The sequence below is a fragment of the Mycobacterium sp. 1465703.0 genome (assembly GCF_001672975.1).
Classification (GTDB): domain Bacteria; phylum Actinomycetota; class Actinomycetes; order Mycobacteriales; family Mycobacteriaceae; genus Mycobacterium.
On the sequence record NZ_LZKU01000262.1, the window covers coordinates 1 to 22,447 of the forward strand.

The 22,447-nt window shown below is 66.2% G+C and carries 24 protein-coding genes and 1 pseudogene; 12 read left to right on the forward strand and 13 right to left on the reverse strand.

Annotated features, from left to right (window positions below; all coding sequences use genetic code 11):
• The first annotated feature begins 207 nt into the window (after window positions 1–207).
• Window positions 208–1,536 (forward strand): adenylate/guanylate cyclase domain-containing protein, encoded by a 1,329-nt coding sequence (locus tag A5625_RS24660; RefSeq protein WP_067000448.1) that lies wholly within the window; start codon window positions 208–210, stop codon window positions 1,534–1,536.
• A 23-nt stretch (window positions 1,537–1,559) separates the two neighbouring features.
• On the opposite strand, the gene A5625_RS24665 is transcribed toward A5625_RS24660, so the two are convergent.
• Window positions 1,560–2,492 (reverse strand): LysR family transcriptional regulator, encoded by a 933-nt coding sequence (locus A5625_RS24665; RefSeq protein ID WP_067000451.1) that lies wholly within the window; start codon window positions 2,490–2,492, stop codon window positions 1,560–1,562.
• Window positions 2,493–2,706: 214 nt separating this feature from the next.
• Between A5625_RS24665 and A5625_RS24670 the strand changes: the two genes are divergently transcribed.
• Together A5625_RS24670 and A5625_RS24675 are read left to right on the forward strand one after the other, a co-directional pair.
• Entirely contained in the window at window positions 2,707–3,408 is a 702-nt protein-coding gene (locus tag A5625_RS24670) for a cysteine hydrolase (protein WP_067000454.1), read from the forward strand.
• Window positions 3,409–3,436: 28 nt separating this feature from the next.
• A complete protein-coding gene (locus tag A5625_RS24675) occupies window positions 3,437–4,276 on the forward strand; it encodes an MBL fold metallo-hydrolase (RefSeq protein ID WP_067000456.1) in 840 nt (279 codons plus the stop codon).
• Between the two features lie 113 nt (window positions 4,277–4,389).
• Here A5625_RS24675 and A5625_RS24680 read toward each other — a convergent pair.
• Window positions 4,390–5,148: pseudogene (locus A5625_RS24680) on the reverse strand (emopamil-binding protein); the annotation flags it as partial.
• Window positions 5,149–5,500: 352 nt separating this feature from the next.
• Between A5625_RS24680 and A5625_RS24685 the strand changes: the two are divergent.
• Window positions 5,501–6,307 carry an Ig-like domain-containing protein gene (locus A5625_RS24685; RefSeq protein WP_067000459.1) on the forward strand — a complete coding sequence of 269 codons (807 nt, stop codon included), beginning with the start codon at window positions 5,501–5,503 and terminating at the stop codon, window positions 6,305–6,307.
• Window positions 6,308–6,491: 184 nt separating this feature from the next.
• Here A5625_RS24685 and A5625_RS24690 read toward each other — a convergent pair whose 3' ends face one another.
• Together A5625_RS24690 and A5625_RS24695 are read right to left on the reverse strand one after the other, a co-directional pair.
• A complete protein-coding gene (locus tag A5625_RS24690) occupies window positions 6,492–6,998 on the reverse strand; it encodes a hypothetical protein (protein WP_082984543.1) in 507 nt (168 codons plus the stop codon).
• Window positions 6,999–7,271: 273 nt separating this feature from the next.
• The gene (locus A5625_RS24695; protein WP_067000465.1) at window positions 7,272–8,048 is read right to left on the reverse strand and encodes an SDR family NAD(P)-dependent oxidoreductase; all 777 of its coding nucleotides are present in this window, start codon (window positions 8,046–8,048) and stop codon (window positions 7,272–7,274) included.
• A 233-nt stretch (window positions 8,049–8,281) separates the two neighbouring features.
• Between A5625_RS24695 and A5625_RS24700 the strand changes: the two genes are divergently transcribed.
• The 3 genes from A5625_RS24700 (at window position 8,282) to xylB (ending at window position 10,655) form a co-directional block, all read left to right on the forward strand.
• Window positions 8,282–8,623, forward strand: coding sequence for a DUF732 domain-containing protein (locus A5625_RS24700; RefSeq protein ID WP_067000468.1), 342 nt, complete (start codon window positions 8,282–8,284; stop codon window positions 8,621–8,623).
• A 228-nt stretch (window positions 8,624–8,851) separates the two neighbouring features.
• Complete coding sequence (locus tag A5625_RS24705) at window positions 8,852–9,166, forward strand: DUF732 domain-containing protein (protein ID WP_369830043.1); 315 nt, start codon at window positions 8,852–8,854, stop codon at window positions 9,164–9,166.
• Between the two features lie 49 nt (window positions 9,167–9,215).
• Window positions 9,216–10,655: a xylulokinase gene (gene xylB / locus A5625_RS24710; protein WP_067000474.1), complete on the forward strand. Its 1,440-nt coding sequence runs from the start codon at window positions 9,216–9,218 to the stop codon at window positions 10,653–10,655.
• Here the strand turns inward: xylB and A5625_RS24715 are convergent.
• The gene (locus A5625_RS24715; protein WP_067000477.1) at window positions 10,606–12,099 is read right to left on the reverse strand and encodes a bifunctional phosphatase PAP2/diacylglycerol kinase family protein; all 1,494 of its coding nucleotides are present in this window, start codon (window positions 12,097–12,099) and stop codon (window positions 10,606–10,608) included. The two genes, xylB and A5625_RS24715, sit on opposite strands and share 50 nt — an antisense overlap.
• A gap of 28 nt (window positions 12,100–12,127) precedes the next feature.
• On the opposite strand from A5625_RS24715, the gene A5625_RS24720 reads away from it, so the two are divergent.
• The gene (locus tag A5625_RS24720; RefSeq protein ID WP_067000480.1) at window positions 12,128–12,913 is read left to right on the forward strand and encodes a hypothetical protein; all 786 of its coding nucleotides are present in this window, start codon (window positions 12,128–12,130) and stop codon (window positions 12,911–12,913) included.
• Here the strand turns inward: A5625_RS24720 and A5625_RS24725 are convergent.
• From A5625_RS24725 to A5625_RS24735, 3 genes are all read right to left on the reverse strand, one after another.
• Window positions 12,889–13,560, reverse strand: coding sequence for a GAP family protein (locus A5625_RS24725; protein WP_067000483.1), 672 nt, complete (start codon window positions 13,558–13,560; stop codon window positions 12,889–12,891). The genes A5625_RS24720 and A5625_RS24725 overlap by 25 nt on opposite strands.
• Before the next feature lie 66 nt (window positions 13,561–13,626).
• On the reverse strand, window positions 13,627–14,280 hold the full coding sequence (locus A5625_RS24730) for a GAP family protein (protein WP_197516223.1): 654 nt from the start codon (window positions 14,278–14,280) through the stop codon (window positions 13,627–13,629).
• 74 nt (window positions 14,281–14,354) lie between these two features.
• Window positions 14,355–14,660, reverse strand: coding sequence for a hypothetical protein (locus A5625_RS24735; protein WP_067000488.1), 306 nt, complete (start codon window positions 14,658–14,660; stop codon window positions 14,355–14,357).
• A 228-nt stretch (window positions 14,661–14,888) separates the two neighbouring features.
• Here A5625_RS24735 and A5625_RS24740 point away from each other — a divergent pair, with 228 nt between their 5' ends.
• Window positions 14,889–16,331 carry a glycosyltransferase family 39 protein gene (locus A5625_RS24740; protein WP_232003814.1) on the forward strand — a complete coding sequence of 481 codons (1,443 nt, stop codon included), beginning with the start codon at window positions 14,889–14,891 and terminating at the stop codon, window positions 16,329–16,331.
• On the opposite strand, the gene A5625_RS24745 is transcribed toward A5625_RS24740, so the two are convergent.
• Complete coding sequence (locus A5625_RS24745) at window positions 16,332–17,153, reverse strand: family 16 glycosylhydrolase (RefSeq protein ID WP_067000491.1); 822 nt, start codon at window positions 17,151–17,153, stop codon at window positions 16,332–16,334.
• Between the two features lie 332 nt (window positions 17,154–17,485).
• Here A5625_RS24745 and A5625_RS24750 point away from each other — a divergent pair, with 332 nt between their 5' ends.
• The gene (locus A5625_RS24750; protein ID WP_067000494.1) at window positions 17,486–18,097 is read left to right on the forward strand and encodes a hypothetical protein; all 612 of its coding nucleotides are present in this window, start codon (window positions 17,486–17,488) and stop codon (window positions 18,095–18,097) included.
• 11 nt (window positions 18,098–18,108) lie between these two features.
• Here the strand turns inward: A5625_RS24750 and A5625_RS24755 are convergent, their stop codons facing one another.
• Window positions 18,109–19,128, reverse strand: coding sequence for an NADP-dependent oxidoreductase (locus A5625_RS24755; protein ID WP_067000500.1), 1,020 nt, complete (start codon window positions 19,126–19,128; stop codon window positions 18,109–18,111).
• A gap of 57 nt (window positions 19,129–19,185) precedes the next feature.
• Here A5625_RS24755 and A5625_RS24760 point away from each other — a divergent pair, with 57 nt between their 5' ends.
• Window positions 19,186–19,854, forward strand: coding sequence for a DUF3060 domain-containing protein (locus A5625_RS24760; RefSeq protein WP_067000503.1), 669 nt, complete (start codon window positions 19,186–19,188; stop codon window positions 19,852–19,854).
• A 14-nt stretch (window positions 19,855–19,868) separates the two neighbouring features.
• Here the strand turns inward: A5625_RS24760 and A5625_RS24765 are convergent, their stop codons facing one another.
• The 3 genes from A5625_RS24765 to A5625_RS24775 form a co-directional block, all read right to left on the reverse strand.
• A complete protein-coding gene (locus A5625_RS24765) occupies window positions 19,869–20,255 on the reverse strand; it encodes a hypothetical protein (protein ID WP_369830044.1) in 387 nt (128 codons plus the stop codon).
• 114 nt (window positions 20,256–20,369) lie between these two features.
• Complete coding sequence (locus tag A5625_RS24770) at window positions 20,370–21,824, reverse strand: hypothetical protein (RefSeq protein WP_067000508.1); 1,455 nt, start codon at window positions 21,822–21,824, stop codon at window positions 20,370–20,372.
• 132 nt (window positions 21,825–21,956) lie between these two features.
• Window positions 21,957–22,139 (reverse strand): hypothetical protein, encoded by a 183-nt coding sequence (locus tag A5625_RS24775; protein ID WP_067000510.1) that lies wholly within the window; start codon window positions 22,137–22,139, stop codon window positions 21,957–21,959.
• Window positions 22,140–22,158: 19 nt separating this feature from the next.
• On the opposite strand from A5625_RS24775, the gene A5625_RS24780 reads away from it, so the two are divergent.
• Window positions 22,159–22,447: hypothetical protein (locus tag A5625_RS24780; protein ID WP_197516222.1), on the forward strand; the 289-nt coding region annotated here is incomplete at its 3' end.

Below are 22,447 nucleotides of genomic sequence, written 5' to 3' on the forward strand. Positions count from 1 at the left end.
AGGCGGCTTCGGCGGTGGTCACAGTGGTGGCGGTTTCGGTGGCGGCCACGGCGGTGGCGGCGGCGGAGGCGGACACCACTGACACGACTCGCATCTGACGGCGGTCAGGAGCACTGACGGAAGCGCACCGCAAGCTAAACCCAAAGCGCGACTAGGGAAACCCGACAAAACCCACGGCGTCGGCCCAGCGATGCCAAGATATCGGTTATGAGCGACCGCCGGGTTCGCTACGCACGCAACGGCTCCGTCCGTCTCGCCTACCGCGAGTTCGGCGAGGGCGATACGACGCTTGTGTGGAACCCCGGTTGGTTCAGCAACGTCGACCTTGTCGACGAGCCCGTCAGCCCGATCGCGGCCATCGTCGAACAATTGGCGGAGGTCACTCGAACGATCTTGTGGGACAAACGCGGCACTGGCCTCTCCGATCCGGCCACCCACGTTCCTCCACTCGATGAGCGCATGGACGACCTGCATGCCGTTCTCGACGCCGCAAAGGCCGATCGCCCAGCCCTTTTCGGGATGTCCGAGGGTGGCCCAATGAGCGTCTTGTTTGCGGCGACGTATCCGGAACGGGTTCATTCACTGGTGATGTACGGGGTGGTGGCGCGGTTCTCTCAGCAATTGCCTGATTTTCCATGGGGATTCACCGCCCAGGAGAGGGCCGATCACCTGGACACTATCGAAAGCCACTGGGGCGAAGGTGCGCTCGCCGAGCTGTTCTTCGCCGAAATCGCCGACATTCCCGGATTTCGTGACCTCTACGGCCGGTATCAACGTGCCAGCGCCAGCCCGACGATGGCCGCGTGGCTATGGCAGGCACTCCTGGAGATCGATGTCCGCGGCATCCTTGGCTCCGTTCGCGCCCCGACCCTCATCTTGGCAAGGCCCAACGATCGTGTGGCTCCGTTAGAGGGCGCGGCGGCGATGGCGGCCGCCATCCCCGGGGCCCGATTCACCACCCTCCCCGAGGGGCCGCACTCGCTCGTGGACACCGCCGTGGGCTCGGCCATCCTCGACTTCGTCTGCGGTGCCTCGAGCACTGCCATCGACGAACGTGTGGTCAAGACAGTCTTGTTCACCGACATCGTCAGCTCTACCGAGCGACTCAGCGCTCACGGCGATGCGCACTGGCGTCGCCAGCTTGACGCTCATGACAAAGTCGTCGACTGGTCTTTGGACAGATACGGCGGCCGTCGCGCCAAGCACACCGGCGACGGCATATTCGCGATCTTCGACGGACCGACCAAGGCAGCGCGCTGCGCGCTCGATCTGGTGCCGGCACTCGCCAGTCGCGGAATTCGCATCCGCGCCGGGGTCCATACCGGCGAATGCGAACGACGCGGGGAGGAGTGGAGTGGCATAGCAGTCCATATAGGGGCACGCATCGGCGCGATGGCGGGCGCAGGTGAGGTGCTGGCCAGCCGCACGGTCCGCGATCTCTCCGCCGGAGCGAGCTTGACCTTCGAAAGCCTTGGGCCACAACGCCTAAAAGGCCTGCCCGAAGAGGTCGACGTCTACCGGGTGACTACACACTGAGCGGCCTAACACGATAATGGCGTTCAGCGTGAGTTGTACCGCGAGTGGTCGCGCTGGGTTAGCCAGCCTCTGGGCACATCGGTACTAAGCGCCAACTTCACAAAACGACTCACAGCGGTGCTCGATGCTCGATCGGGATTCCACTGCAACGTATAGGGCACCGGCTGAGTAGGTACCACGGGTCGAATCGGAGTGGTCATCTCGGACCCGGCAATAGATGCCGTTGTAAGGACCCAGTCGACGTCGGATTGCGTCGGCCAATCACACGCGGATAAATCGGAATTGACGAGCTCGACAGTGCGCGGTGACACTCCTGCCGCGCCCAGGGCTTGGCGTTCGGCTAACGCCCATGCCGGAAACAGTGCACCGCTGTGAATGCCCAGAGTCTCGTTCGCCAATTCGGTCAGAGCTATCGCATCGCGGTCGGCAAGGCGGTGATCGGCTCTTAATCCGACCAGCAAAAGCTCGCCGCAGAACACTTTTCCCACCACTCCGGAGGGCTCCGACACTAGGCCGCAGGTGATCGCGACGTCGACAGTGCCCTCGGCGACAGCACGAGTGAGGTCGGTCAACCACATCCGGCGGACCTCGAGGTCGACGTCGGGCGCCTCGGCGCGCAGAGCTGTCGCCAGGTGGGGAGCGAGAACCCGGCCGACCGGCGGCGTGATACCCATGCGCACGGTGCCGGCATCGCCGTCGGCAGATCGATGTACCGCGGCCGTAGCAGACGCGACCTCGTCGAGAATGGCTCTGGCGCGGTCGAGCAACTCCGCTCCGGCGGGGGTCAAGGCGACTCGGCGAGTGTTGCGCGTTAACAGCGGCGCACCGAGCTCTCGCTCTAAACGTCGGATCAGATCGCTCAGCGTTGGCTGCCCCATGTGCAACTTCTGCGCAGCGTGACCGAAGTGCAGCTCAGTGGCCACAGCAACGAAAGCCTCCAGCTGTCGCAGCTCCACCAGCGAATACTAACCGCGCCCGACGTGGACGGCCCCGACTAATCGGCAGCAACCATCACAGCGATCTGACATTGACTCTTTATCAGATCGGCGTGGCACCGCATGCTGTATTCAGTCCATCCTGTATTCAGTCCATCGCGAGCGGTGCAGAGAAAGGGTATGACCGCCCGCATGGACCGTGCTTGACTGAAGCCGTCCACCCAGGAGCCACACCGTGAGATACGCCCCTGTCGACACCGCGGTCGTCATCATCGATCCGCAGAATGATGTCCTCTCCCCTTCGGGCAGAAACTGGGATGTTCTGGGCGCGAGTGTGACTGAGAATCGAACCGTCGAGAACCTCATCCAACTTCTGCGATCTGCCGCGGCGGGCGGCTATGCCGTGTTCGTCTCTCCGCACTACTTCTACCCGACCGACCACCGTTGGTTGTTCAACGGACCACTGGAGACAGATGAACTTCGCACCGGCACATTTGCACGCGCCGGTTCCCTCAGCCTTGAGGGCTTTGCTGATTCTGGTGCCGACTGGCTCGACCAATTGAAACCATTCATCGAAGATCCGGCGACGGTGGTGGCCAGCCCCCACAAAGTGTGGGGACCGCAAACAAACGACTTGGTCCTGCAGCTGCGCAAGCGTCGAATCACAAAAGTCATCCTGTGCGGCATGCTCGCCAACATCTGTGTGGAGTCGCACCTGCGAGATCTGCTTGAGCAGGGGTTCGAAGTAGCCGTGGTTCGCGATGCCACCGCCGGCCCGCGGCACCCGACATTCGGAGACGGCTACCAGGCCGCTTTGGTCAACTACGCATTCCTCGCGCACGCAGTGCCATCGACGGCCGAGGCGGTCACAGCTATGGCCACCGAAAGCCCTCGCGTGCTGCACACCGCTACGGATTCAGCATTACAAGACGAATGACCGGATGCACCCAAAGGAGGCCCCCACAATGCGCTCATTGGATCTAACTAGCAGCGGGACTGCGGATTTCAGCCAGGGCGAGGTCTATTTCATTGGCAATGCCACCACCTTGATCCGGTTCGGCGGCCTGACTGTGCTGACTGATCCCGCCTTTCTCCACAAAGGTGAGCACGTGTCTTTGGGCCATGGCATCTGGGCACGGCGCGAGGTTGAGCCGGCGTGTCAGATCTCCGACTTGCCTCCGATAGATCTAGTGGTCTTATCGCATTACCACGGTGACCATTTCGACGACGTCGCCGCTCGTGAACTCGACAAGACGTTGCCCATCGTGTCGACGGCTGACGCGGTCGACAAGTTGACCGCCTTGGGCTTCCAACGCTGTTACTCCCTAGAAACCTGGGAATCGCTGGCGGTCCGCAAAGGTGATGCGGAGCTGACGATAACCGCAATGCCGGGCAAACACGCAACAGACGACGCCGTCAACGAGCTGCTAATGCCGGTTAACGGGCATCTCTTGGACTTCCAACGTAGCGGCGATCGCCTCTACCGTCTTTACATCACCGGCGACACCATGCTCGTCGACGAGCTCAAGGACATCCCTCGTCGCTACCCCGACATCGACCTCGGTCTGATTCACACGGGCGGAACGACGTTCCTGGTCACCGTCGTCACGATGACCGGCGAGCAGGCAGTAAGAGCCGTGGAGATCACTCAGCCCCGCACCGCCATCCCGATCCATTACAACGACTTCTCGGTATTCATGTCCGGGCTCGAAGACTTCAAACACGCGGCCGAATCGTCCTCCGCCGCGACGGAATTCGTCTACCTCGTGCATGGCGACACGTACACGTTCACGCCGACCACATAAATGATCTTCACCCGGGTGCGGGTACCAACGAATTTCAGACCCGCGACCGTTTCATCGGATCTGCGTCTTGCGCTAACGTTCCGCCCATCCGAGTCGAAGGCCGCTGCGCTTGATGCGGCCGCCTGTGTCGTTGCCGCGGCGCGCCTGGTCAGGTAATCGACCTGGAGGTAGATCGCATACAGGACAAAAAACGGCAAGATCATGTAGGGAACGTTCTCCCCGACCAACTTGAACCACAGGCCGTACGCAGCCTGACCAATGTCGTTGAAACCGTTGCGAATTTCGCTGACGTAGTACACCACGGTTCCGGTGAGCAGCACCGCGACGCCGAAAAACACCAGCCATAGACACTTGATCCGCGACTCATCGGGTAAATCCTTGCGCAACAAGCGAAGCCACACGATGGTGAGCATGATACCGACGAGTACCGCGCCGAACTCCAAGCCGAAGATCCACGGATCGTCGCTGCGGTAGCGGGTGTCGGCCAGGCCGTATTGCCACCACAGCCATCGCCACCCGGGATCCGTGGTGGGCACCCACAGGTTGAAGGGGTGGCCGAGCAGGAACGGCAACTCGTAGGTCAGCTGGCTTCCAGCCGTCAGCGGGATGTAGATCCGCGTCAGTTCGGCCGCAAGCTGCAGACGCGATCGCTGCTCGCCTCGCCCCTACCAGAACAGGATGAGGGGCAACAGCAGCACCGGGATGCCGAAGATCAGGTTCGCCGCCACATCCACTGCCAACGTCGGGGGCAGCAGCCGGGTGGCCTCGGCGATGGTCATGAAGACGAATACGGCACCTACGACCGTCAACAGGCCGATATAGGCGCGTTGACGGTGAGGGGCAAAAGGACGAGCGAGCTCCGGTGATTCCATGACGCCACCTCCGTTTCGACGGCCGTGTCAAGTAGTTGATATCAGGCACTTGACCCTATTGCGGGCGTGATCCGTCGTCAACAGTCCGCGAGGCGTCTTTTACGATCCGCTTCGTGTCACGGGCGGGTCACAACACGATCCCGATTCGCTGCAGTTGGCGCGCCGGGTTGGCGTTTTGCGTCCCGGAACTGACCGCGTGGTCGCAGCGCCGCAATCGCGCCGCCGGACTAAACCTCTGAAACCAAATCGTGACCGTCGTGTGGCCAAATATCAACGTGCCCTTACGCTTTCGCAGGTCAGGCCACATTTACGATCCGTATTGCAACTATGTCAGTTAAAAGGAATTGGAGCCATGCGGACAGGTGTTCGGTGTGTTCTTGCGGTGATTGGAACCGCTGCGAGTGTGGTCGCGACGCCGGCCGGCGTGAGCTTGGCGGCGGCGAACCAGTCACGTGGGTTCGCGATAGCGTCGGTATCACCGGCGCGCGACGAGGTGGTCGGCGTGGCACACCCCGTGATGGTGAAATTCAGGGCACCCGTTGCCAACCGGCAGGCGGCCGAGCATGCCGTTGACGTGAAATCTACGCCCGCGATGACCGGTAAGTTCGAGTGGCTTGACGACAAGGTCGTCCAGTGGGTTCCGGACCGATACTGGCCGGCGCACAGCACAATTGCGCTGACCGTGGGTGAGGTATCCACGGAGATCAAGACGGGCCCCGCCGTAATCGGCGTGGCCAGCATCTCCGAACACACCTTCACCGTGAGCATCGACGGAGTCGAGGCCGGACCGCCGACCTCGCTCCCGGCACCGCACCACCGGCCGCACTTCGGCGAGCAAGGCGTGATGCCCGCCTCTCTGGGCAGGCCGGAATACCCGACGCCGGTCGGCTCCTACACCGTGCTGTCCAAAGAGGAAGCGGTGACCATGGATTCGAGCAGCGTCGGCATTCCCGTCGACGATCCCAACGGGTACATGCTGACGGTCAATTACGCCGTCCGCATCACCAGCCGAGGCCTGTTCGTACATTCGGCACCATGGGCAGTCCCCTCCCTGGGGCTCGAGAACGTCAGCCACGGCTGCATCAGCCTGAGCCCCGATGACGCCGAGTGGTATTACGACCACGCCCACGTCGGCGACCCGGTCATCGTGCGGGAATAGCAGCTGCCGCTCATTTCAAGAAGCTCCGCACCCAGGCGCCGACCGGGGTGCGGAGCTTCAATTATGTTGACCACAGGTTCTTTTCGCTGTTGGCGCGTGAAACCCATGTCGGCCGCCCACAACGAAACGGGCCCGCTGGCACAAACCAGCGGGCCCGGCCCGTTTATCCGAGGGTGAGTCGGCCTCAGCTCGCGCCCGAGGGACCGGGGCGAACGGGCTGACCGGGAACCGGCCCGCCGGCGGGTGCCGGACCGGTCGGCGCGTCCTTCACCCCGGACATGTCGATGATCGGCGCGGCCGCCTCCAGTGGAGCCCCGCCAAGGGCAACCAGCGGTGCGCCGGCGGGCACTACCGGCACCGGCGGCACAACCGGCACCGGCGGCGCGACGGGCACCGGCGGCACCACCGGCACCGGAGGCACAAGGGGCAGCGGCCCTGGCACAGCCATTGGCACACCGGACATATCAGTCAGCGGCGCCGCGCACACGCCCCCAGCTGCCGGTGCCCCTGCGACCACCGGACCACCGGCGGCCGGTGCCGCCCCGCCCGACTGCCCCTCGATGCACGCGTGGCCGCCCGTAATCAGCGGGGCGGCCGCCGCGTCGGGGCTCAACGCGATAGCAGCTCCGCACAACCCAGCGCTGGCAACTACTTTGATGTTGAACCGATCGACGATCGCCATCAGCGTCAACTCTCCTTTATTCACGCGCAGCTAATTCCGCAATCCATTTGGTGCAGCAGGCCCGCCTAGCCGTACCCAGGCCGCTTTTCGCGACCGCGCCAATTGTCAGCAGCCGACACGCGACACGCGCCACGCCGCACCGCGCCGTGTCCAAATGGTGACGTCACAACGGTGTCACGAATCGGGACACGCCGGGTCGACATCGATCGACCTACGCGAATCGGCTTGCGCCCTAGGCTTACTGAGCGCTTGTTGCTCGCGTGCCCCCGGGACGAGGACCGATCACAGCGTGGGAACCATGCCGCCGTCGATGATGACGCCGGCTCCCATCATGTTGGCGCACCGATCGCTGGCCAGCATCATCACCAGATCGGCGACCTCGTCGGGCCGGGTGAATCGGCCGCTGACCGTTCCCGACGCGAATTCCTCGGTGACCTGCTCGGGCGACTTGTCAGGTCCGCCCAACTTGGCCGCCACCCCGTCGCGACCCAGCCAGAAGTCGGTGACGACCGGCCCGGGATCGACGGTGTTGACGCGAATGTTGTGTGGCCCGAATTCTTTTGACAGCCCCTTGGCGAGGTTGTTAAAAGCCGCCTTCGCCGCGCTGTAATCGACGACCATCGGCAGCGGCAGCCGCGCGTTGACCGAGCCCACGTTGACGATGACGCCTCCACCATGGGACATCATGGTGGGAATGGCGGCCCGGATCGCCCGTACGGCCGCCATGAAATTCAGGTCCAGCGTCTGCTGCCACATTTCGTCGGTGATCGCCAGAAATCCATCCAGCCGCGGCGCGGCGAAGCCCACGTTGTTCACCAAAATGTCCAGCCGATCGCCGGCCGCGGCAACCAACTGCGCGGGGCCGCGGGCGTCGGCAAGGTCGACAGTGACGGCGTCGACCGCTCCGCCATCGACCAGCTCGGCCAGCTCGGCGCTGACGGTGCGCGATCCGGCGACGACCCGGGCGCCTTCCTGAACGAAACGGCGGGTGACCGCCAACCCGATGCCTTTGCTCGCTCCGGTGACCACGGCGATTTTGCCGTCAAGACCCAGTTCCATGCCCGCTCTCCTCGTCGGCCCGGCAAATCGCTCCACACATTACTGAGGACGGCGCAACGCCATTAAGGGTCGAAGGTCCATGGGCCGACCACCGGGGCGGACTTCTAATCTCACGGACTTTATTTTTCCGCAGGTCCTTCACAGGAAACTGTTGGTGAACAGTTACTGGGTAGGAGGTTACGTCGAAGTTAACATCGAGATTATAAAGGTTGACGAGATGAGGAGAAGAGGCTATGTCGCTACGTCGTCTCACCACTGGGTTCATCCGCTCAGCCCTGCTCGGTGGCCCGCTTCTCGTCGGCATTGTGTTGGCCAGCCCAGCGCAGGCCGATGCGGCCAGTTTTCTCAATGACATGCACAGGGACGGGGTCCACGCCGTTACAGGCGGTGACGCGGCGCTGCTGCAAGCGGGTCTGAACGTCTGCCAACAGCTGTCATGGGGCGCTCCGGAATCGCAGTTGGTGGGCTTGGCGCTGGAACGCTCCGACGAGAGGCAGGGTGCCGGTGGGCTGAATGCCCAACAGGCCACCGACATCGTCGGTTACGCCGAACGTGATCTGTGCCCGGGCGGCTGACGCCGACCCGATCTCCGGCACTTCGCCGGTCTAGCGGCACGGCCCATCTCGGCCGGGTGCCCATCGGCACGTGACGGCGCATCTGCCCACCGTTCTTTGCCGACTATTCATTCTCCGGAATTGTTTGCGCAGCGGGTTTTCGCACTTTTGTGTAAAAGTGCATCATCCGCATCGGGCATACACGAAGGAGAAGGTTGGATGGCGGCACGCAGGCTTTATGGCCGGTTGATGGGCGCGGCACTGGCGAGTGGCCCACTTCTGCTCGCCGGAGTCCTTTGCGCCGGCCCGGCGCGGGCCGACCAGGCCGCCTTTCTCAACGACCTGCACAACGCCGGCATCCACGCCGTGAACGGCGGCGACCCGGAATTGTTGCAGATGGGCGCCGACCTATGCCAGCAGCTTTCGTGGGGCGCTTCCCCCCAACAGCTGGAAGGGTTGGCGCTGCAACGCTCGGATGCCGACCAGGGCACCGGCGGGATCAACGGTCGTCAGGCCGCAGACGTGGTGATCTTCGCCCTGCGCGATCTGTGCCCCAACGCCTGACGCCAAGACGGTCGCCGTCGGCTCCCCTGCCGAACGGAGCCGATCCATCATGACCCTGGTCGCCGGCATCGACTCCTCGACGCAGTCGTGCAAGGTGCTGGTGTGTGATGCCGCCACCGGCCGGGTGGTCCGCCAGGGACACGCCGGTCATCCGCCCGGAACCGAAATCGCCCCGGCGGCATGGGAAACCGCCGCACATACGGCCATCGCCGAGGCAGGCGGACTGGACGGCGTCGACGCGATCGCCGTCGGTGCGCAGCAGCACGGCATGGTGTGCCTGGACGCGACCGGGCAGGTGGTACGCCCCGCGTTGCTGTGGAATGACGTGCGCTCGGCCGACGCGGCGCGTGCACTCGTCAGCGAGCTGGGCGGCGCACGGGCCTGGGCCCGGGCCGTCGGCGTCGTCCCACTGGCCGCGGTCACGGTGTCGAAGCTGCGCTGGCTGGCCGACCACGAGCCACATCACGCCGACCGCACCGCCGCGGTCTGCCTGCCGCACGACTGGCTCACCTGGCGGCTGCGCGGCGAGGCCGACATCGCGTCGCTGACCACCGACCGCAGCGACGCCAGTGGCACCGGCTACTACGACGCCGCAACCGGCGCTTACCATTTCGATCTGCTGCAACTGGCGCTGCGGGGTCGTCACGCCACACTGCCGACGGTGCTAAGTCCGTCAGACCGAACCACAAGCGGCCCAAAGACATTCGGCGCCGGCCTCGGCGACAACGCCGCCGCGGCGTTGGGCCTGGGCGCCGAAGAGGGCGACGTGATCGTCTCGATCGGCACCTCGGGAGTGGTGGCCGCCGTCACCGCGGATCCGGTCCGCGACGACGCCGGATTCGTCGCCGGCTTCGCCGACGGAACCGGGCGCTATCTACCGCTGGTGTGCACCCTCAACGGCGCGCGGGTGCTGGATGCCGCCGCCGCGATGTTGCGGGTGGACCACGACGAGCTGTCCCGGCTCGCGCTGTCGGCGCCGCCGGGCAGCGCGGGTCTGGTGCTGGTTCCATACCTAGAGGGTGAACGAACGCCCGACCGCCCCAACGCAACTGGCGCACTACACGGGCTGCGCCTGTCCAACGCGACACCGGCCCACCTGGCCCGGGCCGCAATAGAGGGACTGCTGTGCTCGCTCGCCGACGGCGTGGCGCATCTGCGCGCACACGGCGTGGTCGCCCGCCGCATCCTGCTGGTCGGCGGCGGCGCCCAGTCCAGGGCACTGCGCGAGATAGCCCCGGCGGTGTTCGGCATGCCGGTGCTGGTGCCCACACCCGCGCAGTACGTCGCGCTGGGCGCTGCGCGGCAGGCGGCGTGGGCGTTGAGCGGATCGCCACAACCGCCCGCATGGAGTCCGCCGCGGGCAGAGGAATACACCGGCTACCCCGCACCGGAGGTGCTGGCCCACTACGCGCAAGTACGCGACCTGACCGAGGGAGTCACTAGTCGGGCAGCGGACGAAACACCGGAAGGGCCCGGTATTTCGCGCTAAAGCTGGCCTGGTCGTACTGGTCGCCGACCTCGCCGTCGCAGGCGATGATCGTAGGACCGTCGACGGCGCTGAAGCTGAATTCGGGCACCTGCAACTCGTGATAGAGCGGGCTGCGCTCCAGCCGTCCCAGGGCGAGCGCAATCAGGATCCTGGTCCTGGCGAAGCGTCGGCCGGTTTCCAGGATGCGGACATCGATCAAGCCGTCGTCCATCCGGGTCCGCCGCGACGGCGCAAACCCGGTCGGCAGGTACAACGAATTGCCCAGGAAGAACAGCGATGTCAGCAGGGTCTTGTTGTCATAGCAAATGCGCACGGGTTCGTCCTTGCGCAGCGTGTGCAACATCGCGTAGAGCCCGGCCAGCGGCTTGCCGATCCGTTTCTCCAGCTTTTCGCGCTGCTGCACGAAGGTCGGGTAGGCGCCGATGCTGGCGGTGTTGAGCACCATATGGCTTTCGTTGAGGCACACCAGGTCGACGTATGCCACGTGGCCGCGGCGAATCGCCTCGGCCGTCGCGGCCACGGTGTCACAGCCGATGTCCTTGGCGAAATGATTGAACGTCCCGGCCGGAAAGACCGCCAACGGGAGTCCGGCATCGATGGCCACCCCCGCGGCCGCCGCCACGGTGCCGTCACCGCCGCCCACCGCCAACACCTCGGCGCGTTCGGCCGCGCTGCGCAAAACCTTCATCGGATCGTCATCGGGACCGAGTTCGCGGATATCCACCTTCGGCAGCTCGGCGCGCACTACCCCGGCGACGTGATCGCCGGATTCGGGATCGGGTCGGGCCTGGCCGTGTTGGGTGGCCGGCTTGTCCCGCCGATCATCGAAACCGCGCTTCCGCGAACCGAACCGCTTCGCGTCGCGGCGCCGCAGCGGCCCGACGGAGCCGGCGTGGTGCTGGTCATCAACCCGGAGTCGGGCAGTGGCACCGGGGCCCGGGTGGTCGATGAAGTGCGCGCCGACCACCACCCGCGACAGACCCACCAGCCCGGCCAGCAGTGCCAGCCCGAAGCCCACAGGCGGATTCTCCAGCCCTACCCCGACGGCGAACGCGGCGGCGCTGGCCGAATGTCCCGACGGCAGGGAGTTCGAGGTCGGGCGGCGGCGCACCTGCCTGACCAACGGCACCAGGTCGTAGCTGGGACGCGGCCGCGGGCGGATCCGCTTGGCGATCTGGTTGGTGACCAGGCTGGCGGCGGCCAGCGTCACCAGCCCGCGTGTCGCTCCGCGCTGCGCGCTCGGCCTGCCCGCGGCGAGCAGCGCCGCGCCGATGGCCACCCACAGCTTGGAGTGGTCGGCCGCCCGGGTCAGCGGCGGCATCACCGTGTCCAGTAACGGGGTGTCGGTCTCGGCGATGGCGTCGAACAGTTCTTGATCCAGCGTGCCCAGTCCCCGAGTGATCTGTTTGATGCCGCGCGCACGTCGCCAGGGGACCCTGTTCATTCGCTACACCCTAAATTGGTCCGAAGACATGGACGCACAGGGCTATTGCACGAGGTGGCGGGACAACGCCGAACGCCGGGGCGTGACCGCACACGTGGTCGCCGACATTGCCCGTCGGCACAATCTCACCGAAGCGCGTTTCGAGGTCCTCGAGGACATGGTCGAAATCAACGACCCGCATGGCAAATCGTTCTTCCTGATCCCACCCGACGCCGGCGGGGACCGGGCGCGGGATGCGGCGCTGATGACCTACATCCTGAACGCCGGCACCGGCTACGGTAAGCCGGGCACGCGTCCCACCGACTTTCCGGCCACTCCCTACAACGCAGCCGAGGTGGCGCGGATCATGGCCCGGCAGAACGCAAACCGATGGAGCTATACCCGCGACGTCGCCTTCGTGCACCGCAACGGAGGGCGTCTGGTCACCACCCCCAACGGCATGGTGATGGGCTTGGGCGGCAACTGGATCCAACGGCTGTTCTGCCGGCGGGGCGGCACCACCTGGGGTGACATCTTCATGGTCAACCTGGGCCGGGTGACCAACCCCGGCACGCAGCTTCGCCGGATCGTCGCCTCCGGGCAGGCCTGGTGTCTTGACGGCAGCGGCACACCCCGGGCCAGCCGCCTCGACCTGGACCGGGTGCTGCACCACGAGGAGCGGCACGCCGCGCAATGGGCGGACCGCGGTTACCTGGGCATGCTCGCCGGATACAGCCGGGAGTTGGTCCGCGAGTTGATGTTTGGCGCGATGAACAGGCTCGAAGAGGACGCGGGCCTGGCCGACGGTGGTTATAGGGCGTCAATCCCGTGGTAGAGCACCATCGCGCCGATCACCACAAAGACCGCCGCGAGTAGGGCGCCGTTGTTGCGGTCCATCCAGTCCTTGAGCCGGGCCAGCGTGTCATCGAGGCGGCTGCCCGCAGCTGCGTAGGCGAGTATCGGGATCGCGACGCTGGAGGCGGCGATGGCGACGAAGAACGCGGCGGCCAGCCAGTCACCGGCGAGGCCCAGCCCGCTGGTGCCGATGCCCAATCCCGCGGGAACGCAGATGAGCGCCACGTCCGGCCGCACCACGGCCAGCACCGCCCCGGTGATCCCCGCCCGCGCCGGCGTGATGCTGCTGAACGCGCGCATCCAGCCCGGTGATTCGGACTGGCCGTGCCGGTTGAACCATCGGTAGATGCCGTACACGATCAATGCCGACCCCAGCACCACGCGCAGCCACGACGACCACCGAGGCGGCGCCTTGTCCAAGCCGCCGAGCAAGCCGGAGGCCGCGACGGCGATCGCCGTCAGTGCGGCCAGGCTCAGCAGCCAGCCGCCCAGAAACGCAAGGCTGGTCGGTCGCGGCCGCGGCGCCTGTAGCACCAGCACGGCCGGGATGACGGTGAGCGGCGACAGCGAGATGACCAGTCCCAGCGGGACGAGCCCGGTCAGCACCGTCCCCCAGCTTCCTGCCATGGGCGGCATCCTTTCATTGCGGTGCCGATGCGACGGCGAAACGCGCCGAGGTGGACCCGAACCGGGTCAGGCCAACGTGCGAATCCCGTTGTAGAGCACCAGCAACCCGATCAGAAACAGGATGACGGCCAGCATCGCGTCATGGTTGGCTTCCATCCAGGCTTTGAGACGTTCCAGGGTGTCGTCGAGCCGGTCACCGGCGCCCACAAAGCCCAATATCGGGATGGCGACCGTCGACGCCGCCAGCACGACGAAGATCGCGGCCGCCACCAATTGAGCGCCGGCGCTCAGGGCGCTGTTGCCGACGGCCAAGCCGGCGGCCGCGCACAGGATCAGCACCTCGGGCCGCAGCGGCACCAGCACCGCCCCCACCAACCCGGCACGCGTCGGCGACAGGGTGGAAAACGACCGCATCCAGCGCGGCATGCTGCGATGGCGGTGCCGGGTGAACCAGTGAAACGCCGCCAGGCCGAGAAGCGCCACCCCGAACACCAGTCGCACCCACGCCGCCCATTTCGGCGGGGCGGCGTGAAAGCCGCTGAGCAACTCCGAGCCGCTGACGAACGCGGCGGTCAGGGCGACCAGTCCCAGCAGCCAGCCGCCCAGGAAGGCGAGGCTGGCCGGGCGCGGTCGGGGCGCGTGCAGCACCAGCACCGCGGGGATGATCGTGATCGGGGACAGCGCGATGACCGCAGCCAGCGCGACGAGTTTGCTCAGCACCGAGCCCCAACTTGCCTCCACGGGCAGCAATCATCGCATTGGCGTGGCAGTTACGCAGCGATTGCCCGCACCCGTCAACCTTTGCGGCGCAGCGTCCAGGCGGGCACCCAGTGCGTCACGGTTTTGCGCTTGGATCCATAGGCGACCGGATAGGTCACCAACCCCCACCAGTCGCCCTGCTCGCACAGGGCCCAGCAGCTCAGCCAGCCCTCGACGACCTTGTGCAGCTGCAGACCGTTGGGCTGGTACCGCCCGGAGCGGTGCGGCTCGCGCGGGAAAAGCACCGTGAGGTCCACCAACACCGCGATCGGCGGACGGACCACCCGAAACGGGCTCCGGACCGGTTGGCCGTTGTATCCGATCGACGCGAGCGGACCCATTGATCGATCATACGTTCGAATCGCCGTGTGGTTGAGTCCCCTGATCGCCGCGATCGGGTTCTGGCAACATAGCGGTGTGTTCCGCCAAACCGCGACGTCCTGGGCGGTTCGGTGAGCATCCCGGCTACCGACGAATCGCCGCGGCGGCTCGCGCCGGGCCGTCGCCGTCCGGCGATACCGGCCTCACTGGATCCGTTGCTCGTCGCGTTGCTGGCCGTCGCGGTCAGCATGGCCGGCGCCGCCCGGCCCTCCTTCTGGTACGACGAGGCCGCGACCATCTCAGCCTCCTACAGCCGGTCGCTGGCCCAGATGTGGCACATGCTGGCCAATGTCGACGCGGTGCACGGTTTGTACTACGTGCTCATGCACGGGTGGTTCCAGATCTTCCCGCCGACCGAGTTCTGGTCTCGCGCGCCCAGCGCCCTGGCGGTGGGGGGTGCCGCCGCCGGTGTGGTCGTGCTGGGCAAGCAGTTCTCGTCCCGAACCGTCGCGGTGGCCTCGGGCATGTTCTGCGCGATCCTGCCGCGCAGCACCTGGGCGGGCATCGAAGCTCGCCCCTATGCCATTTCGATGATGGCCGCCGTGTGGCTCACCGTGTTGCTGGTCGTTGCCGCGCGGCGTGACACCCGATGGCCGTGGTTGTGCTACGCCGTCGCGTTGGCCTGCTCGATCGTGCTCGACGCCTACCTCGCGTTGTTGCTGGCGGCATACGCCGTGTTCATCGGTGTCTTCCATAGGAACCGAAAGGCGTTGGTGGGCTTCGTCATTGCGTCAGCGGTGGCGGTCGGCGCGCTGATACCGTTTCTACTGACGGTCGCCGGGCAAGCACACCAGATCAGTTGGGTCGCCCCCATCGGTCACCGCACCATCGAAGACGTGGTGATGCAACAGTATTTCGAACGATGCCCCCCGTTCGCCGTGCTGTCGGCGTTGCTGATCGGCGCGGCAATCGTGTTGTGGCTCAGCGGGTCCGCGCGTGCGGCGGAGTCGGAGCGATGGCTCCTGGTGCTCGCGGCGGGGTGGCTCGCGGCGCCGACCGTTGCGATCGTGACCTATTCGGCGCTGGTCCACCCGATCTACACGCCGCGCTACCTGTGCTTCACCGCGCCGGCGCTGGCACTGATGCTGGGCGTCTGCACCGGCGCGGTGGCCGCCAAACCCTGGCTGGCCACCGCGGTGGTCGTTCTCTTCGCCGTCGCCGCTGCGCCGAATTACGTTCGGGTCCAACGTCATCCATACGCGAAATACGGAATGGACTACAGCCAGGTCGCCGACCTGATCACCGCGAAGGCGGCGCCGGGCGATTGCCTACTGGTGAATGACACGGTGACGTTCATGCCGGCACCGATGCGCCCGCTGATGGCGGCGCGCCCGGATGCCTATCGTAAGCTGGTCGATCTCACGCTGTGGCAGCGCGCCACCGACCGCAACGATGTCTTCGACACCAACCTCATCCCCGAGGTGGTGGCCAAACCGCTGAACAACTGCGGCATCGTCTGGATTATCACCCAGTCCGACGATTCGCAGCCGGCACACGAACAGGGACCGGCGTTGCCGCCCGGCCCACGCTACGGGGTGACCCCTGCGTTCGCGGTGCCCCACGACCTAGGCTTCCGACTTGTCGAGCGCTGGCAGTTCAACCTGGTCCAGGTGCTCAAGGCGCAGCGATGATCACCAGATGTGGATCCAGTCGACCAGCATGTCCGCTGGGTAACTCGCCGCGGCGGGATCCCCGGCGCCGACCCCACCGACGGCGAGGGTGAACATGGGCGTCATAAAGTAGCCGGGTTTGTTGAACGGCCACCGGAAGTCGTCGGGGGCGCCGCCGTGGACGTGGATGGGCTTGTTCGGAACGCTGAAGTACTGTGCCCCGTCTCGGGAGAACTGGAATCCTTCCTCGCCCCAATGCATTCGCCAGGTGTGCCAGTTGCCGTCGACCATGCCGGGGATCGATTTGCCTTCCCAGGTTTTCCCGTTCGACGCGGCGTGCACCGTCGTTCCCGGGGGCCACGAGCCGTTGCCGTACCACTCGAAGAGGTCAACCTCGCCGTCTGGCAGCGGATCCTCGTTGACGCCCCAGAAGGCGGACCACAGGCCCGGCTCCAAACAGTTCAGCTTGATCCGAGCTTCCCACGTTTGGTTGATCATGCTGCGGAAGTTGCCCCGCAGTTTGGCGCCGTAGTAGGCGTCCCCTTCCTGGGTGGCGCGCAGCACAAGATTGGAGTTGCCGTCTTGGAACACGTTTCGGCGGTCGTCCCGGTATATCCCCGCGACCGGCGGGAACACGTCGTCCTGCCAGGACTGCACCGTCCATTTCCCGGGATCGGGAGCCGACCCCGCCGGCCCGTCGAACTCGTCCGCGAAGATGTAGTTCCCGCCTCCCGCCGATGGTGGAGCTTCGGGCGCCGACGGGGTGGCCCACGCACCTGGTAAGCGCATCGCAGCCCCCAGCATGCCGAGCCCCGACATCAACATCATGCTGCGACGATCCATCTACAAACCACCCATCGTTCAAGCCGGCTCGTCAAGCCCGGCGCGATCTCCCCAGGCAACTCTCGCAAACGGTGTTATGAAACCACGCGGTGGGGTGCAACGCATCCCACCGTCGGGGTCTGCCCGCGCCATGCGCACCCGTCCACGCGCAATTTCACCGGTCAAGACCCGTGCGCCGGGCCCTCGCCGCCATCCCGCTCGCATAACCAGTCGACGATAGCAGCCGCTGCGGGCACTTCCAGGGATTTCGCTCCGCAACCATCAACGTAGTTGACATCCTCTCGACCGCTGGTATCAAGGAAATTGATGGTCTAAACGAAAGGAAAACGGTTATGTCTGGTGGATTTTTCGGTGGTTTCGGTGGACCCAATTTCGGGGGTCCGGGGTTTGGCGGGCCGGGCTTTGGCAGACAGGGGTTCGGCGGGCCGGGCTTTGGTGGTCCGGGGTTCGGCGGCCCGGGTGCCGGCGGGCCCTTCGGCAAGAAAGGTCTTCACGGTCTCAAGCGCGCGGCGTTCGTCACCGCGGCACTGCTATTGGACGGGCCGGCCGATGCCGCACAGGTCGTGCAACGGGTATCCGACGCGACCGGTGGCGCCTTCACTCCTCCGCAGGATGTGGCCGAGCTGGCGATCGGCATTCTGGCCGGCCGCGGCGTGGTCACCGTCGACGGCGGTGTGGCGACGCTGACCGAACTCGGCCGAAACCTGTTGGCCTGGCGCGGAATCAGCAGCGAGACCGCCCACGCTTTCCTGGGCCGGGCGGCCAAGTTCGGTGACGTTCTGAAGATCCGCAAGGAGTTATTCGAGATCGCCGGGTTGGCTCGCACCATCGCCTGGACCGGTACCGACGAGCAGAAGCAGCAGCTGGCCGAGACCCGGACCAAAGTCCTGGACGCGCTGACTGAGGCACGCAAGGCGCTGCACCGCGTACTGGGCGAGGCCTAGGGCACCGCGGCCTACGCGGAGGTGGGTTGGCTGAGCCGGACCAGCGTCTTGCCGACGTTGACGCCGGTGAACAGGCCATTGAGGGCATCGACACATGAGTCGATGCCCTCAAAGATGGTCTGGCGGTGGTGAAGTCGGCCCTCGGCCGCCCACCGGCGTAACGCCGCGAACGCCTCGTCGAAGCGGCCCCACTGGTCGAGGGCGTTGAAGCCCTGCATCAGCGCGGTTTTGGACAGCAGGTTCACATAGTTGGCCGGCCCCGGATGCTCGCCGGTCAGATAGCTGGAGATGACGCCGCACAGGACGACGCGCGCACCGGACGCCAGCCGGCCCAGCACGGCGTTGAGGATGGGCCCGCCCACATTGTCGAAGTAGACGTCGACCCGTTGTGGGCAATGTTTTTTCAGCGCCGCCGCGATGTCGTCGTTCTTGTAGTCGATGCACGCGTCGAACCCGAAGTCCTCCACCACCGCCCGGCACTTCTCTGGTCCGCCCGCAATGCCGACCACCCGGGCGCCGGCGATCTTGGCGATTTGCCCGGCGATCGATCCGGTAGCACCGGCGGCGGCGGACACCACCACCGTCTCCCCCGGCTGCGGCCGGCCGATGTCGGTCATCCCGAAATAGGCGGTGGCGCCGGTTGGCCCGTACACCGACATGATCGCCAGCTGGTCGTCCTCCCCCGGGATCGGCGTGCTGAACAGGTCGTCGCGGATGATCACGTACTCCTGAAAACCGGTCAACGTGGTGACGACGTCGCCGACGGAGTACGCGTCACATCGCGACGCGACCACCTCGCCGATCCCGGCCGCCCGGATGACCTCGCCCAACTGCACCGGCGGAAGGTAGCTGGGCTGGTCGTCGAGCCAGGTGCGAGCGGCGGCGTCGATGCCGACATAGGTGGTTCGCAACAGCGCCTCGCCCTCGGCGGGTTCGGGCGCCGGCGTGGTGACCGTTTCGGTGTCATCCGGCTGGACAAGCCCGGAAGGGCGGCGACGCAACAGGACCTGGCGATTCGGCAAATCGGGCACGATCCTAAAAACTACCGAACGGGCCGAAAACGCAGAAGCAGATGGCATATTCAATGCATGGCAGCAAACGACGACCCGGAAGAGCGGATCCGGGAACTCGAGCGCCCGCTGGCCGAGGCGGCGCGAGCGTCAGAGCAGGGCAGTGCGCAGCCCGCCGGCCAGAACTATCCGCCCCCGCCGCCGTGGACCTTCGGTGGCCCCATGTCTGGGCCGTCCCAGCAACGCCCCTCGAGCAACCGCGTCTGGTGGATTCTCGGCACGGTGATCGCCATCGGCGTGCTAGCCCTCGCCGGCGGCATCGCCGCCTTCGCCGCGCACCAGATTTCCGGGGTGAAGTCGATCATCGCCTCCCCGCCGACCATCTCCAAAACGTTTGTCCCGCCAAGTGTTTCGACCAACCCCGGCCCGCCGACCTCCGGGAGAGGCTCACCCGCGCCATCGACCGCACCGGCCGCCCCGCCGGGTGCCGAGCTTAGTGTCGCCGCTATCAACGAGAACCGAACCATCGCGTGCAGCGACAACGTCGTCAGCGTCAGCGGCGTTTCCAATACGGTGTCGATCACCGGCCATTGCACCAGCTTGTCGGTGTCCGGGGTGCAAAACTCGATCACCGTCGAGGCCGTCGACAGCATCGAGGCCTCTGGCTTCAACAACAAGGTCATCTACCATTCGGGCGCGCCGAAGATCAGCAACTCCGGCGACTCGAACGTGGTGCAGCGCGGCTGAGCCGAAAACGCCTGTCAGGAAGGCTCTTCGGTGTCGGTGTCGGTGTCGGTGTCGGTGTCGGTGTCGGTGTCGGTGTCGGTGTCGTCGTCAAGGACGCTGACCGCAATGCCATACGGCAGGAAACGCACCTTGCGTTTGGGGTCGACGTTGTTCTTGTTTGCCCGCAGTGCGTCGAGTTCGGTGGCATAGACCTGTTCGACCTGCGCGCCGCCGTTATCGTCCACGGTGTAGATGGCCCACACCCCGTCGCCGGCTTCGCCGGCGGTTTCCGGGGCGCTGCGCGGGCGCCGCGACAGGTCTTCGAAGACGGAGGACCAGCCGCCGCGGCCACCGGGAGCGGCCACGAACTTGCTGACTCGCTCGAACACGTCACGCAGTCCTTCAGTGCCTTCCCTGATCATTCGATCGAATTCGTCGGGGTCGAATCCGAATCCACTGTGCTCGCCCACGCGACCTCCTTGGCGCTCGTGCCGTAACTGCCAGTGTGCGCTCAGTCGGGAGCGTTTGCCACGTGCTTACTGACCGGGTGGCGGCGGCGGGGTGATCGGAATCGGCACCGTGACGAACGGGAAATGCAGGTACATCGTCACGGGTGGTTGCCTGGGCACTTCCGGCGCGGCGGGAGGTGGTGGCGCCGAGGGAGGCGGTGCCGCGACGGGCGGAGGGGCCGCCTGCTGGACGGGCGGCGGCACATACTCCGGCTTCTGCTCGACGGGCGGCGGCACATACTGCGGCTTCTGCTCGACAGGCGGCGGCACATACTGCGGCGCCTGCCGGGTCGGGGCGCGACGGACCGGCGCCGCGGGCGGCGGATTGACCGGGGTCTCCGGTACGGGTTGCTGCACCGGCGACGGCGCGGGGGCCGGTGCGGCCACTTCCGACGGGCTGGGCGCTGGTGCGGGCGGCGGCGGTGCCGGGTTCGGAGCGGGCATCTGTGCTTGCGGCGGGCTGCTCGGCGGCTGCGCCGGCAGCTGGATCCGCGGCGTGGCGACGCTGACACCGGAGTTGTGCCGACCGTCGGACCCCGGGCGGTCCGACGTCAACGTCACCAGCACCACCCCGCCTATCGCGGCAACGATGGCAGCCAGGGCGCTACCGGCAAGCAGCATGGACCAGGGCCGACGCGGGGGCTTGTCGTCGTCGTCCACGACCGCGCTGTACGCCCGGACATCGGTGCCCACGTCGGGGTCGTCCCAGGCGTCAAGGTAGGTCGGGCTGAGCGCACGCGGATTCAGCGGGCCGGTCCCCGGGTCCAGCGCGTAGGCCAGGGCCGCCGTCGACGACGCGAACAGGGGCGCGTTCGCCGACGCCAGCGCAGCCCCGCGGGCCAGCGCCATGTCCGGCTCCTCGGGTCCGGTGACCGGAAGCGAGGTGGCCGCCTCGAGCATGGACTTCAACGCCACGATGTCGGTTCCGCAGCCGATGAGGAACACACCATCGGCCCGTGACCCGCCGGCATCAAGACCGGCGACCATCTTCGCCAGCTCGTCGGCCAGCGATCCGTTGCGGGCGCCGTTGATCTGGCGCCGGTGCAGATCGACGATGGACCCGTCGGCGACGTCGACGACGGCCAGTGTTGCGCTGACGGGCTCGGCGAACAGCATCGCCAGGTACTCGTAGCCCAGCGCGTAACCCACCGTCTGCGCCAGCGCCGCGGCGGCGAGCAGCGGTGCGACCAGCATCACACCGTCCAGGTCGTGGGCGGCGAGCGCATCCTGCAGCGCATCGACCCCGGCTGGGTCGCTCCAGGTGACCCCGGTCGAGGTCAACCGGTGGCCGCCCTCTAACACTCCTTCGCGCGTGCCGATGATCGCGTCGATCACCTGATCGACCGCACCAGCGGCCGAATTATCAACGGCCCCAACCGCGAACTCTTCTTGTTCGACGGTCACTCCGTCAGCATTTTGGCCTTCGATCGCTACCAGGCGGACTGTCCTGGGAGCCATCGACACCCCAAGCACGATGTCCACGTAACGCCTCCAAGGTCTTTTCAACGCCCTCCGCGAAGGGCACGGTGGGGCAAACCCCACCCGAACTTGGTGACACAAACGTTACCCGCGTGCGAACGGGCGTGCAGCAAGTGGGCGTACGCAGGAAGGACGCTAGTAACCCGGCCCGAGGAACGGATTCTGGGAGTTCCCCGGATACTGCGGATATTCGTTCTGCGGATACTGCGGATACTGCGGATACTGCGGGTACTGCGGAGTCGCCGGAGCCTGCTTCTGCGGAACGGGCACTGGAATCGGCACCGGCAGCAGCGGAACGCGTATCCACTCCGTTGTCATCGGCACCGTCGTGCTGGTGGTGGTCGGCGGCGGGGGCGGCGGCGTGCTCGTCTCCTCCGGTGGTGGCGGCGGCGGCACCGTCGTGGTGACCGTCGGTTGCGGCGGCGCCGTCGTCGGCGGCGCGGTCGTCGGCGGCGCCGTATGCCTCGGGGTGTACACGGGCGCCGGCGGTGCGGTGGTGACCACCACCGGCGGAGGCGCCGGCGGTGGCGGAGGTGGCGACGGAGGCGGCGGCGGGGTGGCCTACACGCTGACCGGGATAGAAAACCGCCAGGCCCCGCCCGCGCCCTCGGTGGCGCCCGTGTTTG

Coding starts and splice junctions, on each gene's coding strand:
- A5625_RS24695 (WP_067000465.1), bottom strand. CDS start 8,048: ATGGAACTGGGTCTTGACGGCAAAATCGCCGTGGTCACCGGAGCGAGC.
- A5625_RS24705 (WP_369830043.1), top strand. CDS start 8,852: ATGGGCGCGGCACTGGCGAGTGGCCCACTTCTGCTCGCCGGAGTCCTT.
- A5625_RS24700 (WP_067000468.1), top strand. CDS start 8,282: ATGTCGCTACGTCGTCTCACCACTGGGTTCATCCGCTCAGCCCTGCTC.
- A5625_RS24685 (WP_067000459.1), top strand. CDS start 5,501: ATGCGGACAGGTGTTCGGTGTGTTCTTGCGGTGATTGGAACCGCTGCG.
- A5625_RS24725 (WP_067000483.1), bottom strand. CDS start 13,560: ATGGCAGGAAGCTGGGGGACGGTGCTGACCGGGCTCGTCCCGCTGGGA.
- A5625_RS24765 (WP_369830044.1), bottom strand. CDS start 20,255: ATGATCAGGGAAGGCACTGAAGGACTGCGTGACGTGTTCGAGCGAGTC.
- A5625_RS24750 (WP_067000494.1), top strand. CDS start 17,486: ATGTCTGGTGGATTTTTCGGTGGTTTCGGTGGACCCAATTTCGGGGGT.
- A5625_RS24745 (WP_067000491.1), bottom strand. CDS start 17,153: ATGGATCGTCGCAGCATGATGTTGATGTCGGGGCTCGGCATGCTGGGG.
- xylB (WP_067000474.1), top strand. CDS start 9,216: ATGACCCTGGTCGCCGGCATCGACTCCTCGACGCAGTCGTGCAAGGTG.
- A5625_RS24675 (WP_067000456.1), top strand. CDS start 3,437: ATGCGCTCATTGGATCTAACTAGCAGCGGGACTGCGGATTTCAGCCAG.
- A5625_RS24715 (WP_067000477.1), bottom strand. CDS start 12,099: ATGAACAGGGTCCCCTGGCGACGTGCGCGCGGCATCAAACAGATCACT.
- A5625_RS24740 (WP_232003814.1), top strand. CDS start 14,889: ATGGCCGGCGCCGCCCGGCCCTCCTTCTGGTACGACGAGGCCGCGACC.
- A5625_RS24735 (WP_067000488.1), bottom strand. CDS start 14,660: ATGGGTCCGCTCGCGTCGATCGGATACAACGGCCAACCGGTCCGGAGC.
- A5625_RS24660 (WP_067000448.1), top strand. CDS start 208: ATGAGCGACCGCCGGGTTCGCTACGCACGCAACGGCTCCGTCCGTCTC.
- A5625_RS24760 (WP_067000503.1), top strand. CDS start 19,186: ATGGCAGCAAACGACGACCCGGAAGAGCGGATCCGGGAACTCGAGCGC.
- A5625_RS24775 (WP_067000510.1), bottom strand. CDS start 22,139: ATGACAACGGAGTGGATACGCGTTCCGCTGCTGCCGGTGCCGATTCCA.
- A5625_RS24720 (WP_067000480.1), top strand. CDS start 12,128: ATGGACGCACAGGGCTATTGCACGAGGTGGCGGGACAACGCCGAACGC.